14 protein-coding genes are annotated in these 12,907 nt (G+C 64.4%); 6 read left to right on the top strand and 8 right to left on the bottom strand.

Annotated features, from left to right (window positions below; translation table 11 throughout):
* Window positions 1-53: 53 nt before the first annotated feature.
* Both ACZ5IQ_RS22080 and mbp1 read left to right on the top strand, forming a co-directional pair.
* The gene (locus tag ACZ5IQ_RS22080; RefSeq protein ID WP_174557606.1) at window positions 54-1,184 is read left to right on the top strand and encodes an AI-2E family transporter; all 1,131 of its coding nucleotides are present in this window, start codon (window positions 54-56) and stop codon (window positions 1,182-1,184) included.
* A 132-nt stretch (window positions 1,185-1,316) separates the two neighbouring features.
* Window positions 1,317-1,565, top strand: a complete 249-nt coding sequence (mbp1, locus tag ACZ5IQ_RS22085) for a microaggregate-binding protein 1 (RefSeq protein ID WP_073693569.1) — start codon at window positions 1,317-1,319, stop codon at window positions 1,563-1,565.
* 63 nt (window positions 1,566-1,628) lie between these two features.
* Here the strand turns inward: mbp1 and ACZ5IQ_RS22090 are convergent, their stop codons facing one another.
* Together ACZ5IQ_RS22090 and ACZ5IQ_RS22095 are read right to left on the bottom strand one after the other, a co-directional pair.
* Window positions 1,629-1,949 carry a DUF732 domain-containing protein gene (locus tag ACZ5IQ_RS22090; RefSeq protein ID WP_073693568.1) on the bottom strand — a complete coding sequence of 107 codons (321 nt, stop codon included), beginning with the start codon at window positions 1,947-1,949 and terminating at the stop codon, window positions 1,629-1,631.
* 189 nt (window positions 1,950-2,138) lie between these two features.
* A complete protein-coding gene (locus ACZ5IQ_RS22095; RefSeq protein ID WP_073693567.1) occupies window positions 2,139-2,555 on the bottom strand; it encodes a DUF5313 domain-containing protein in 417 nt (138 codons plus the stop codon).
* A gap of 176 nt (window positions 2,556-2,731) precedes the next feature.
* On the opposite strand from ACZ5IQ_RS22095, the gene ACZ5IQ_RS22100 reads away from it, so the two are divergent.
* Window positions 2,732-3,220 carry a MarR family winged helix-turn-helix transcriptional regulator gene (locus ACZ5IQ_RS22100; RefSeq protein ID WP_464480285.1) on the top strand — a complete coding sequence of 163 codons (489 nt, stop codon included), beginning with the start codon at window positions 2,732-2,734 and terminating at the stop codon, window positions 3,218-3,220.
* A 6-nt stretch (window positions 3,221-3,226) separates the two neighbouring features.
* On the opposite strand, the gene ACZ5IQ_RS22105 is transcribed toward ACZ5IQ_RS22100, so the two are convergent.
* From ACZ5IQ_RS22105 to ACZ5IQ_RS22125, 5 genes are all read right to left on the bottom strand, one after another.
* On the bottom strand, window positions 3,227-3,958 hold the full coding sequence (locus ACZ5IQ_RS22105; RefSeq protein WP_464480286.1) for a cutinase family protein: 732 nt from the start codon (window positions 3,956-3,958) through the stop codon (window positions 3,227-3,229).
* Window positions 3,959-4,130: 172 nt separating this feature from the next.
* On the bottom strand, window positions 4,131-7,028 hold the full coding sequence (locus tag ACZ5IQ_RS22110) for an MMPL/RND family transporter (RefSeq protein WP_464480287.1): 2,898 nt from the start codon (window positions 7,026-7,028) through the stop codon (window positions 4,131-4,133).
* A complete protein-coding gene (locus ACZ5IQ_RS22115) occupies window positions 7,025-7,450 on the bottom strand; it encodes an MmpS family transport accessory protein (protein ID WP_073693563.1) in 426 nt (141 codons plus the stop codon). The genes ACZ5IQ_RS22110 and ACZ5IQ_RS22115 overlap by 4 nt, the downstream gene beginning before the upstream one ends.
* Window positions 7,451-7,691: 241 nt before the next feature.
* Window positions 7,692-8,159, bottom strand: a complete 468-nt coding sequence (locus ACZ5IQ_RS22120; protein WP_212806775.1) for a DUF5078 domain-containing protein — start codon at window positions 8,157-8,159, stop codon at window positions 7,692-7,694.
* The gene (locus tag ACZ5IQ_RS22125; protein ID WP_212806776.1) at window positions 8,156-8,527 is read right to left on the bottom strand and encodes a DUF732 domain-containing protein; all 372 of its coding nucleotides are present in this window, start codon (window positions 8,525-8,527) and stop codon (window positions 8,156-8,158) included. The genes ACZ5IQ_RS22120 and ACZ5IQ_RS22125 overlap by 4 nt, the downstream gene beginning before the upstream one ends.
* 132 nt (window positions 8,528-8,659) lie before the next feature.
* Here ACZ5IQ_RS22125 and ACZ5IQ_RS22130 point away from each other — a divergent pair, with 132 nt between their 5' ends.
* The 3 genes from ACZ5IQ_RS22130 to ACZ5IQ_RS22140 all read left to right on the top strand — a co-directional run bounded on the left by ACZ5IQ_RS22130 (window position 8,660) and on the right by ACZ5IQ_RS22140 (window position 12,197).
* A complete protein-coding gene (locus tag ACZ5IQ_RS22130; protein WP_212814666.1) occupies window positions 8,660-9,331 on the top strand; it encodes a TetR/AcrR family transcriptional regulator in 672 nt (223 codons plus the stop codon).
* Window positions 9,332-9,413: 82 nt separating this feature from the next.
* Window positions 9,414-10,253, top strand: a complete 840-nt coding sequence (locus tag ACZ5IQ_RS22135) for an ABC transporter permease (protein ID WP_464480288.1) — start codon at window positions 9,414-9,416, stop codon at window positions 10,251-10,253.
* Between the two features lie 90 nt (window positions 10,254-10,343).
* Window positions 10,344-12,197: a putative bifunctional diguanylate cyclase/phosphodiesterase gene (locus ACZ5IQ_RS22140; protein ID WP_464480289.1), complete on the top strand. Its 1,854-nt coding sequence runs from the start codon at window positions 10,344-10,346 to the stop codon at window positions 12,195-12,197.
* 8 nt (window positions 12,198-12,205) lie between these two features.
* Here the strand turns inward: ACZ5IQ_RS22140 and ACZ5IQ_RS22145 are convergent, their stop codons facing one another.
* Window positions 12,206-12,877, bottom strand: coding sequence for a class I SAM-dependent methyltransferase (locus tag ACZ5IQ_RS22145; protein ID WP_244872787.1), 672 nt, complete (start codon window positions 12,875-12,877; stop codon window positions 12,206-12,208).
* Window positions 12,878-12,907: the final 30 nt, after the last annotated feature.

The raw sequence follows: 12,907 nt of genomic DNA on the forward strand, positions 1-12,907 counted from the left end.
AGACGAAACACGTTGATAAAACGGGAAGTACGGGACAGTCGGCACACGACGACATGGTGGCGCAGCCGCACGGCACAGATGAGGAACCGATCGCCGCCGCCGAAGCTGCCGCCGCGCAGATGAAAACCGACGCGCGTCCCCACGGAGAACTGGGTCGGCGGTTCAATCGGCAGTCACCATTCTTCGTCGGGATGACAGCAGCGGCCGGCGTGGCCGTGACCTACGGCGCCATGCACATGTTGATCACCGCGCGGTCGGTGCTGGTGCTGATCGGGGTGGCGTTCTTCCTGGCGTTGGGCTTGGAACCCGCCGTCTCGTGGTTCGTCAACCACCAATTCCCGCGATGGCTCGCCACCACAACCGTTTTCGTCATCTTTCTCGCCCTGATGGCAGCCTTCGTGGCGGCTGCCATCCCGCCGTTGTCGCAGCAGGCCACCCAGCTGATCCATCAGGCACCGCACTACATTCAGGAAGCCCAGAGCCATTCGTCCACCATCGGAAAACTGAACGACCGCTTCCACATTCAGCAGCGGATCACCGACATGATGAACGGATCGGGCGGCTCGATACTGAATGAGATCGTCACCGCCAGCTCGGCGGTATTCGCCGCATTGGCCGACGTCCTCATCGTCATCGTGCTCACCGTGTATTTCCTGATCGACTTTCCCCGCATCCGCGCGACGCTGTATCGCCTTGTCCCCCAGACCCGTCGACCGCGGGCGATTCTCATCGGGGACGACATGTTCGCCAAGGTCGGCGCCTACGTGCTGGGAAACGTGGCGATATCGGTGATCGCCGCGGCCGCCACCGCAGTCTGGCTGACGGCGTTCGACGTACCGTATCCCCTGCTGCTCGGCATCTTCGTCGGGCTCTTCGATCTGGTGCCTGTCGTCGGCTCGACCATCGCGGGTGTCGTGGTGGCGGCGGTGGCGCTCACGGTGTCACTGCCCGTATGTATCTCTACCGCAGTGTTTTTCGTGGTGTTCCGAGCCCTCGAGGATTACCTCCTGGTACCCCGCATCATCGGGCACGCCGTCAAGGTGCCCGCGTTGGTCACGGTGGTGGCGGTTCTCGTCGGAGGCGCACTACTGGGCATCGTCGGAGCGCTGGTGGCCATTCCCATCGCCGCCGCCGTACAGCTGATCGCACACGAGGTGTTGTTTCCGCGTCTCGATGACACCTGAGAAACGCGGTGTACGACAAGTCACAGCACCGCAGCGTTTGGAGGCCGGCCGGACTGGAAATTCTTCAGAGCAGGGCGCGACAGCAATGCCGCTCCTGACGCAATCCGTCCCATGAATAGCGGAAGGGTAGATATGACCGAGAAGGACAAGAACACCGGACCCGAGGAAGCCGTGCGCGGCGTGGTGGAAGGTGTCAAGGGTAAGGCGAAGGAAGTCATCGGCACCGTGACAGGTCGCGACGACGTCGTGCGCGAGGGTAAGGCCCAGCAGGACAAGGCCGATGCGCAACGCGACGCCGCGAAGAAGGAAGCGGAGGCAGACTCGGCGCGTGCCGGCGCCAAGGCCGCTGAGCAGCGTCAGGAAGCTGAACAGCGCCGCTGACTCATGACGAAGGAGAGGCCCCGCCGGGATTCATCCGGCGGGGCCTCTCGTCGGAACGAGTTGTCAGTTCGGGGCCGACGTGCACAAGATGCCGTGCGCGGTCTTCACAAGCGCGCCGGCAGGGCCCGCATCGGCCCCGTACTGCCCCGCCAGCGCGCCAATGACATCGGCACGCGACTGGCCACTGAATGCCATCTGACACGCCTGCAGCCCGGCCTGCATCACCGCGTCGTCGTCGCCGGGGAAGCCCACGTTACGGGCTTGGTTGATGAACCGTTGTTGTTCCGGCGTAAACGGCATCGGCCAGGCCGACGCGGGTCCGGCAGCGGCAACGGACAGCGCGGCGGCCGCGGCGACGGCACCTGCAATCAGGCAAATCTTCATGGACCTTGTCTCCCCCAAGTTTCCGGCCCCGCGGGTCGCGCGACCTCAACATGAATGAGCGTAATCCCCCCAGACCAGTCCCCGGACCGATATTTTCGCGCTGCACCGACACGAGCGCCCATCCCTTCGACGTGGCCGGAGCGGCGATCGAACAACACCCCGTCGGCCCTCGCGCTGCCCTTGCAACCGTCAGAACGGTCGGCTGTTCGCCTGCCATTTGGCCGATTCCGGTCGCGGACCGAAGCGCTCGACGTAGCGGTCGTGCATCTGCGACTGCTTCTGCCGCAGGACTTCGTCGATCAGGTTCGGGTCGAGGCCGTGCTGGCTCAGGCGGTAGCGGCGCCACACCTTGTTGAGCACGAACGCCATCACCAGCGCCCAGAAGTAGATCGGCAGCGTCATCTCGGAGTGCACATACACCGACGCCGGCAGCAGCCACAGCGGAGCCAGCACGAAGATCGGCGGGATGGCGTATCGGATCATGTGCCGGCGCACGGCCCCGTCGTCGGTCAGGTCCTGACGAACCCACTCCTGCAGGTGGTCCGGCAGGCGACGCCCGTAGGCGTAGGTGATGCGCTGCCAGAACGTCGGACTGTCGGCGACCATGACGACTCCTTTGACTGATCATCTGGGGCCACGGTGCGTGTACCCTAATAGTTAGGACACTAACAGTTAGGCTGCTATTCCAATAGCCCGAAAGAACGTGATCCAGGCCGCAGATGAGCACCACATGCTGTGGGCGCAAAATATTAGGACGCTAATTGGGTAATAAGCTGGGCAGCATGTCCGCTGCCTCCGAAGACGTCGACCCGCTGGCCCTGGAGCGGCAGGTCTGCTTCGCGCTGGCCATCACCAACCGTGCGGTGCTGGCCATCTACCGGCCACTACTCGAACCACTCGGGCTGACGCATCCGCAATACCTGGTCCTGCTGGCGTTGTGGGACAACGCAAAAGCCAAGCAAGAGCCGTTGACCGTCAAGCAGATCGCCGCGCTGTTGCAGATGGATTCGGCCACGGTGTCGCCGATGCTCAAACGGCTCGAGGCCCTTGAGCTGATCCATCGCACGCGCAGCGCCACCGACGAACGCACCACCCACATCACCCTGACGCCCAAAGGCGTCGCCCTGCGCCGCCGTGCCCTGAAAATTCCACCGGCGGTCGTCGAGCAACTCGGTGTCGACCTCGACGAGCTGGAGCGCCTGCACACGGTGCTGACCAGAATCAACGCAGCGGCCGTTGCCGCCGGCACGCTGACGGCAGGTTCGGGGTGACAGTTTCTAACTGAGCCCAGAGGACTGCGCAGCCGGCTGGGCCGGCTTCCCCGTGACCCCGAGTCGGCTCGCCACGTGGTCGGCGGCGCGGTCGGTGAGCCCGCGCGCCTGGTACGCACCGTGGGCGCTCCGATCGCCGCCGGTCGGTGAGCACACCGGATCCTCGGGGATGCACACGTCATCGGTCTTGCCGACGTAGCGCGGGCCGACGGTGATGGGCGGCGCGCCCGTGTAGATCATCTGCAGGAATCCGCTGGACGGTTTTCCGAAGAGGACAACGCCAGCCACGCGATCGGCCACCGACGCCGGCATCGGCCCGCTCAGCCCGGGCGGCAAGACGAAGCCCTGCGGCACGCTGTCCTCGGTGATGTAGGCGGCGACCGCCGCGCCCTGCGAGTAGCCGCCGAGCACGACCTTGGTGTTCGGGCAGGTGTTGGTGGTGGCCATGACCTTGTTTTTCGCGTCGATCACGCCGTCCGCAGCAGTCGCGAAATCAAGGGAGGCAGGATAATTGACGGCGTAGACGTCCACCGACTTCCCCGGTGTCCGGGCGCGGAGCGCATCCACGAACGCCTGCCCGACGCCACCGACACCCGCGGGTTCGAATGTGCCGCGAGCGAATACGACTTGCACGTCCGGGCAAGCCTCCGCCGCGACGTGCGCGGCAGTGGCGACGCCCCCGGCCGTGACCGACACCGCTGCGGCGGCAGCAATCAGCCACCGATCATTTCGATTCATCAGGACGCGCCCCCAACTCGACAACAATGCAGCGGCGGCGGCGATGCCCCCGCGATCACCCAATTCATGTCTACCCCATCCGGCTCAGTCGAACCCCCCACCGCCCAGTGATTCACACCACGTGGCTGGGCCCGAGGCGGCGAAATCGCCTGCCTCGAGCCCGAACTCACGCTCAGACGGACGTCAGCTCGGATTCGCGTTCGACCGGCTTCGGCCAGGGCTGGGGAATCGGGCGCTGACGCACGCGCTGCGGCCACCAGAACCAACGTCCGAGCAGACCGGCAATCGACGGCGTCATCAGTGACCGCACCACCAGGGTGTCGAACAACAGACCCAGACCGATGGTCGTACCGACCTGGCCGATGATGATCAGCTTGCTCACCGACATGGACATCATGGTGAAGGCGAACACCAGGCCCGCCGAGGTGACCACCGAACCGGTGCCCACCATGGCGCGGATGATGCCGGTGTTCAGCCCGGCGTGGATCTCCTCCTTGATCCGGGAGACCAGCAGCAGGTTGTAGTCCGCGCCCACCGCCAGCAGCACGATGACCGACATCGGCAACACCATCCAGTGCAACGGAATACCGACGATGTGCTGCCAGAGCAGTACCGACAGACCGAAGGCCGATGCCAGGCTCAGTACCACGGTTCCGACGATCACCGCCGATGCGACGACCGCACGGGTGAGGACCAGCATGATGATGAAGATCAGGATCAGCGCTGCGGCCGCGACGATCATCAGGTCGTAATCGGCACCGATCTGCATGTCGTTGTACATGGCTGCGCTACCACCGAGATAGATCGAGGAGCCTTCGAGCGGGGTGCCCTTGATCGCGTCGGCCGCGGCGACCTTGAGCGGCTCGATGCGCGAGGTGCCCTCCGGCGTCAACGGGTCACCCTGGTGAATGATGGTGAACCGCACCGCATGTCCGTCGGGCGACATGAACAGCTTGAGCCCGCGCTGGAAATCGGCGGTCTCAAACGCTTCCGGCGGCAGGTAGAACGAGTCGTCGTTCTTGGCCGCGTCGAACGCCTCACTCATCGCGGTACCGGTCTTCTGCATCGCGATGGTCTGGTCCTGCTGCGCCTTCTGCATCTGGTACTGGTTCAGCAACACCTGCTTCTGGTGCTTCATCGACTGAATCTGCTTGGGCATGGTCGCGACCATCTTGGGCATGAGGTCAGCCATGCGCTGCATGTCGGGAACGATGGCCTGGAAGTCATCCGACATCAAGCTGATGCCGTCGATGCTCTCGAAGACCGATCGCATGGACCAGCACACCGGGATATCGAAGCAGTGTGGCTCCCAATAGAAATAGTTGCGAATGGGCCGGAAGAAATCATCGAAGTCCGCCAAGTGATCTCGAGTGTCACCCATGTCATCCGAGGTGGTCTTCATCTTGTCGGCCATGCGCTGTGACACCGCTGCCAGATCTGTCTGAACACTCATCATCTCGGTCATGGCGTCGATGCTGTTCTGCAGATCGTCGGCCTGAGAGAGCAGATTGTTCAGATTCGTCTGCGTGTAGTCGTTGTTCATGAGCTGCGTGGAGCCGCTCTGTCCCACGGTGTACGGGATCGTCGAGTGCTTGATCGGGTCACCGTCGGGTCGGGTGATGGTCTGCACCTGGGCGATGCCGTGCACGTTCTTCAGCGCCTTGGCGATCTTGTCGATCACCAGGAAGTCGGCGGGGTTCCGTAGGTCGTGGTCCGACTCGACCATCATCAGGTCCGGGTTCATCTTGGCCTGCGAAAAGTGCCGGAACGCCGCGTCATAGCCGACGTTGGCGGCGACGTCCTTGGGCAGATAGATCCGGTCGTTGTAGGTGGTTTGATAGCCCGGCAGCGCGATCAGACCGACCAGTGCGGCCACCACAGCACCGACCAGGATGGCGCCCGGCCAGCGCACCGTCGCGGTACCGACCCGATGCCACCCGGCGGTTCTCGTGTTCATCCGCGGTTCGAGGACCCGGCGGAAGCGGGTGCAGACCGCGATCACCGCCGGCCCCAGGGTCAGCGCCATCGCGACCACCATCACCATGCCGATGGCCAGCGGGAAGCCCATCGTCTGGAAATACGGCAGCCGGGTGAAGTGCAGGCACAGGGTCGCGCCGGCAATGGTCAGGCCCGAGGCCAGCACCACGTGTGCGGTGCCGTGAAACATGGTGTAGTAGGCCGATTCTCGGTCCTCACCGGCCCGCCGCGCTTCCTGATAGCGCCCGATCAGGAAGATGGCGTAGTCGGTGGCCGCGGCGATCGCCAAGGTCACCAGCAGGTTGGTGGCGAAGGTGGTCAGCCCAAAGACGTTGTGGTAGCCCAGGAATGCCACCAGCCCTCGCGCCCCGGACAGCTCGAGCACCACCATCACCAGCACGATCAACGTCGCGATGACGGATCGATAGACCATGAGCAGCATGACCGCGATGACGGCGAAGGTGACCCCCTCGATCAGCTCCATGCTCTTGTCACCGACGGCGTTCTGATCGGTGCTGGTCGCCGCGGGGCCGGTCACGTAGGCCTTTACCCCCGGCGGAGCGGGACTTTCGGTGGCAATGTGGCGCACCGCGTCGACCGACTCGTTGGCCAGCGTCTCACCTTGATCACCGGCGATGTAGACCTGAACGTACGCCGCCTTGCCGTCGCGGCTCTGGGCGCCCTTGGCAGTCAGCGTGTCGCCCCAGAAGTCCTGGACGTGCTGTACGTGGGTGGTGTCGGCGCGCAGATCGCTGACCATCTTGTCGTAGAACGCATGGGCGTCGGCTCCCAGCGGCTTATCGCCTTCGAGCACGATCATCACCGAACTGCTGGTGCGGTATTCGTCGAATACGTTGCCGACGCGTTTGGTGGCGATCATCGATGGCGCGTCGTTGGGGCTCATCGACACGGCGCGCAGCTTGCCGACTTCCTCGAGTTGCGGGACGACAGTGTTCAGTGCGGCGATGACTCCGATCCAGGCCAGGATGATCAGCACGGCGAATCGTCGGAGGAACCGCGGTATTCCCTTGTGCCCCTTGCTCTCCGCCACCGGGATGGCGTCGGTCTGGGCCTCGTTGGCCGGCGCGCTCATGCGGCCTTCACAAAGCAGAAGGTTTCGGCGTTCATACCGGTGGCGGTCCTCTCTTCTTTGACCACGTCATCGACACTGACCCGGCAGCTGATGCTGTTGCCGTCGCCCTGGGCCAGGATGTTGGGCTGGACCGAGGGCAGAGTGGTCTGCAGGACCAACGTCCACGGCAACGACACCCCCGCGGCGCGCTGCGGCTTGCCTTCGAGGTCCATGTAGTTGATGACGGCCGTGCTACCCGTGCCGAAGATCTCGTACTTGACGAATTTGGGGTTGAAATCCTCGGCGTTGTCCGAGCTCTTCTCGGTGATGACCACGGGATTCGAGCCGAATACCTGTCGTACGTTCGACACGATCACCACACCGGCGGCGACCGCGACGATCACCAATAGCGGTAGCCATGCCCGCCGAAACACTCTCGTCATCTTGCCTTCTTCAGAAGTTGCCGACCGCGCGGTCGTCGGGCATCTCGGGGGCACACCGCCATTGGCGAGCCGCCGCACATCTAGCTAGGTAACCTAACGGAAAAAGTGGATAGAGTCCATCCATTTAAATGTCGTCTTCGTTACAACCTGGCGCGGGCCCGCCGCATTCCTGCCCTGCGCGGGCAAATGCGATTTCCGCTGAAAAACCCTTGGTCAGCAGCGAAATTCGGACCTAAATCACTCAGCTGTTGGAGGCGAAGTCCCAGACCTGCATGTTGCCGGCGGGATAGCCCAGGCAGACGTCGGTCGCCTTGGCGACCACGCCCTTGTTGTTGAAGAAAATCTTGGCCCAGTTGCCCCAGTGGGTGGCCACCTGCTCGTAGTAGACGTTGGTGGCGGTGTCCTCGGAGTACTGCCGGCGGCCGACCGGGTCCAGAGAGAAGAACCAGTGGATGCGGTCCTGCGCCATCTGCTGGATATCGGCGGGGCGGTTGTTCCGGTCGATCATGTAGCGCTGGTAGTACACCGGGCTGGTGTCACGCACCGCCTGCAGGTACTGCTCGGCATCGCAGGTGGTGGTGATGATGCGGCGCGGGATCGGATAGTCGTCGGTCGCGTCGGCACCGGCCGGCGCGGCAAGGGGCAGCGCGGTCGCCGCCAGGCCGACCACCACGGCGGCCAATCCGATACGGAGAGATCGAAGCGTCATGCGCGGACCCCGGTTTGCGACTGCTGCGCGGCGGCTTCCAGTATCGAGCGCTTGTCGGGGCAATAGAAATCTATTGCGGCACTGAGGAATTGCCAGTTCTGTTGAGTGGCGTTCTGCCGCGACAGGTTGGTGGCGACGAACTTGGCCGACTGATAAGCGTCGTGGTCGACGTTGTTACTCAGCCGCTGGCACGCGATCTTCCCCAGCCAGGCGTTGTAGTCCTTCGGTCCGTAGATGCCGTAGGTGTGCAACTGGTTCGCGAAGTCGGTATCGGGATCGGCATGCGCAGGTCCGGAACCGGACACCGCCACGACGATTCCGACAGCGGCGGCGGCCAACGCAGGTACGGCCCGGTGGTGTCGTGTCATGCAGCGCGCCCTCCCGATCGCGAATCACCGCGATCGTGAGCCGGTCGCAGCGTCCGGCATGAAACTATTCCGGTAAGTGGATGGCGTCAATCCACTTAGTGCAATGGTGTCCCGGATTACACTGCGGGGGTGATGGCCCGCCCGACCACAGATCGACCGTTGCGCAAGGATGCCGTGCGCAACCGGCAGCGAGTGATCGATGCGGCCCGCGACCTGTTCGCGACGCAAGGCCTCAGCGCAACGCTCAATGATGTGGCGCACCACGGCGGCATCGGCGTGGGCACGGTGTATCGCCGATTCCCCACGAAGGAAGAGCTGTTCGAGGCCATCTTCGAGGACGCGATCGACGAGATCGCCGCGGTCGCCGACACGGCATTGGAATTCGACGACTCCTGGGCGGGATTCGCCTGGTTCGTGGAACAGATGTGCCAGCAGACGGCCACCGATCGTGGTCTGCGAGAGATCCTGTACGGCAAGGGCGGTGGCGGCAACGGGGTGGAAGCGGCGCGCACCCGCCTGGTACCGAAAATCGCGAAACTTGTTGAGCGGGCGCAAAAAGACGGCCACCTGAGACCCGGCATCTCCGACAGTGACATGCCGATCCTGGGCCTGTTGGCAGGCACGGTCAGCGAATTCGCCGGCCACGTCGACCCCGAGCTGTGGCGACGGTATGTGGCCATCTTCCTTGACGGGCTCCGCAGTCGCGATGGCCAGGACAAGCTGCCGGTCGATGCCCTTGACGAGGATCAGGCCGCTATCGCCATGACCACCTCACCGCCGGGATCCTGCTTCAGCAAGGAGTAGCGGCCCGCGGGCTACAGAGACGCGTCGCAGTTTTGTTTTGAGGCGGCTGGTGGCCGGACGTGCCGCCGGGGAAACTCGAACCATGCGCGGCGCCGAACCTCTGCTGACACCCATGCTCATCATCGTTTGCGTCGTGATGGCCGTCGCGGCGGCCGCGGTGAACCGCTTGGCGCTGGGCGGATCCGTGTGGGAGGCGCCGAGCGCCGCGGCGCGGGCAGCACTTCAGCTGGCTGCGGTATCGACCGTGCTCGCCGTCGCATTGCAGCGGATGTGGTCGTCGCTGCTGGTGCTCTTGCTGATGTTCATCGTCGCCTCGATCACTGCCGCTCGTCGCAGTCAGGCACAGCGCGGGGCCTGGTGGCTGACCGTCGCCCTCGCCGCCGGCATGGTCATGGTGATTCCGCTACTGACACTCAGCGGTGTGGTGCCGTTCAACGGTGTCGCGGTGGTGCCGGTGTTCGGCATCGTGCTGGGCGGAACGATGACCGCATCGGCGGTGGCGGCGCGGCGTGCACTCGATGCGCTGACGCAGCGCGCCGGCGAGGTCGAAGCGGCTCTCGGTCTCGGTATGTCAGAACGTTTCTCGCGGATGTCGGTCATCGAGCGGCCACTGTCGGACGCCCTGCTGCCCAACCTCGATCAAACCCGCACCGCCGGACTCGTCACTCTTCCCGGCGCATTCGTCGGGGTGCTGCTGGCGACCGGCTCGGCCGCACAGGCGGCGGCGGTTCAGGTCCTGGTACTCGTCTCACTCTTGCTCGCGCAGGTCTGCGGCGTCGCAGTCGTCGGGGAACTCGTGGTCCGAGGCAAGATCGCCCGGTCGAACGACGCGATCGCGCCGCCTCGCAGCGCGGGCCCCGTCGTCGCTCTTGCCCGCAGACTCGGGGCGGGCAGGCCGGAACCCTCCACAACAGGACCATAGTCAGGCGGGTTCAGCGGCGCCCGAGACCTGCAGGGGTGGCTCGTAGCGACCTGTACACCGTTTTACCGGTTCGTTAGTTACGGTGATGACGTGCTGAGAGCCCTCAACGAGCTTGTCGACAGGGTGACGCGCACCCTGATGGCCGTCGACGCGGACAACTACGTGGCCGCCAGCGAGCAGGCACTGACCGACGTGGCAGCGCATTTCGGTTTGGATGTGGCGTTTCTGCGGCACAACGATCACACCATCGGCGCGACGATCCTGATCGCTCAATGGCCGATCAGGACCTATATGCCCGACCCGGATCCGATCGGAACCGTCTACTTCAAGGATGCCGATCCGGTCTTCGCGATGGCCGAACATGTCGCAGAACCGGTGATCCTGCGGCCGGCGGCCGAGCCGGACGAATTCCAGCAGCGCATCGAGGAAGGCACCACCGTGCCGGTCATCTCGATGGCTGCCGTGCCGATGAACGTCACCGACACGGCGGAACCAGATTGCTTCACCACAACCGGCACACTGGGCTTCATCAAATACGGCGACCGGCAATGGCTGGACGAGGAGATCACCGCGCTCAAGGTCATCGCCACGATGTTCGCCCACGTCAAGGTGCGGGTGGAAACACTCGCATCGATCAAACACCTTGCCGAGCATGATGACCTGACCGGATTGCGCAACCGCCGAAGCCTGCTCGACCATCTCGATCAACGACTCGCATCGGGTGAGCCTGCCCCTGTCGCGGCGCTGTACATCGACCCCGACCAACTCAAAGCCGTCAACGATCTGCTGGGCCACGAGACCGGTGATCAGGTTCTCGTCGAGCTCACCCAGCGGTTGAGCGAGTACGCGGCCGGCGAGGCGTTCTTGGCTCGCCTCGGTGGGGACGAGATCGTCGCGGTGCTCAACGCGCCCACATCACTCGCCGATGCCCAGGCCTACGCCGAACGGCTGCGCGAGACGCTGGCCGCGCGACTGATGCTGGGTTCGTCGTACATCAGGCACCGGGTGAGTATCGGTGTGGCCGTGGGGATTCCAGGAGCCGATTCGGTGTCGGACCTGCTCCGGTATGCCGAGCACGCGTTGACCGCCGCCAAGGCCGCGGGTGGCAATACCGTGATCGCGTTCAGCGACGAACTCGCGGCGCAGTTCTCGTTCCAGACCGACGTCGAAGTGCATCTGCAGGACTGCATCGACAACGGCGCGTTGTTCCTCTACTACCAGCCCGAGGTCGATTTGCGCAGTGGCGAACTCGTGGCGATGGAAGCGGTGGTGCGATGGAATCACCCGACCCGCGGACTACTGCTGCGTGAGGAGTTCATGCCAACGGCCGAGGCCACCAACTTCGGCGGTGCTGTGGGGCGCGAGGTGTTGCGGATGGCATGCGAGCAGTTTCGACGTTGGCGAGCTGAGGGTTTGGCCCAGAACGTGATGCTCCGGGTGAAGCTGTCACCCGCCCAGGTGCTGACTGCCGGGTTCACCGAACATCTCGCCGCGACGCTCGCGCAGTTCGAGGTTCCGGCGGGTTCGCTGTGCTTGGAGCTGCCCGAGGACCTGTTGGTCACCGAGGCTCAACTGTGCGGCCAAATCCTGTTGGAACTGAAGCAGATCGGGGTTCAGCTGGCGTTGGACAACTTCGGCACCGGGTACAGCTTTCTGCCCAGTTTGAAAGAGCTGCCCATTGATTCGTTGAAGGTCGGCCGCGGGTTTGTCCAGACGCTCGACCATGACGACGAGAACGCCTTGTTCGTCCAGTCGATCGCTCTCCTGGCCGACGCGTTCGGGCTCGAACTGACCGCCGACGGGCTGGAGACCGAGTCCGCGGCGCAAAAACTCATCGCCATGGGTTACCGTCGCGCGCAAGGGCTTCTGGTGTCCGGTCCGGTCGACGCGGACACCATGGGGCAGCTCCTGGCGGCGCCGGTGCTGCGCACCCCGGCGCCGTGATTGCCCGGTCAGACTTTCCGAGCGGTCAGCAGCAATGCCGGTAGGTGCACGCGGCCGGCGTCGTCGACCGGGAAGTTGTGGGGCGGCAACCCGGGGATGTCGGGGAGTTTGACAGCCACGAACGACGCCTGCGTCGCCACGTCGGACCAGTGCGCCGCGACGGCGTCGCGGACTTCGGCTTCGGTCACCTGGTTCGGGATCGGGCACGGCGAATCGGCAGGCAACGCGTCCTTGGTGAACACCAGCAGGTACAGCACGGCACCAGCAGCGGCGGCCTCATGGATACCCCGCAGGTAGTCGTCGCGCGCTTCGACGGGCAGTGAGTGGAACAGGGTGCAGTCGATGACGGTGTTGAACTGCTGGGTGAGGCCGAGGGCACCGATATCGCGGAGATCGCCCTGCAGGAATCGGGCCGTGGTCAGGCCGCGGTCGGCTGCCGCAGCAGCGGCCTGCTCGATCGCGACCGTCGACAGGTCGATGCCGGTGACCTCGAAGCCCCGCTCCGCCAGGGCGAGCGCGACATCGCCCACGCCGCACCCGGCGTCGAGGACGGGTCCGGTGACTTTGCCGGCGTCGATGAGAGCGAGGATTTCCGGCTGCGGTGCGCCGATGTTCCATGGCGGCGGTCCCATGAAGATTTCGTGGCGGTATGCGGCGTCCCAGTCCATCACTTCGCTCATGGTGACCAAGAGTAGTTGGGTGTGCTGCCA

The organism is Mycobacterium toneyamaense, from assembly GCF_055384815.1.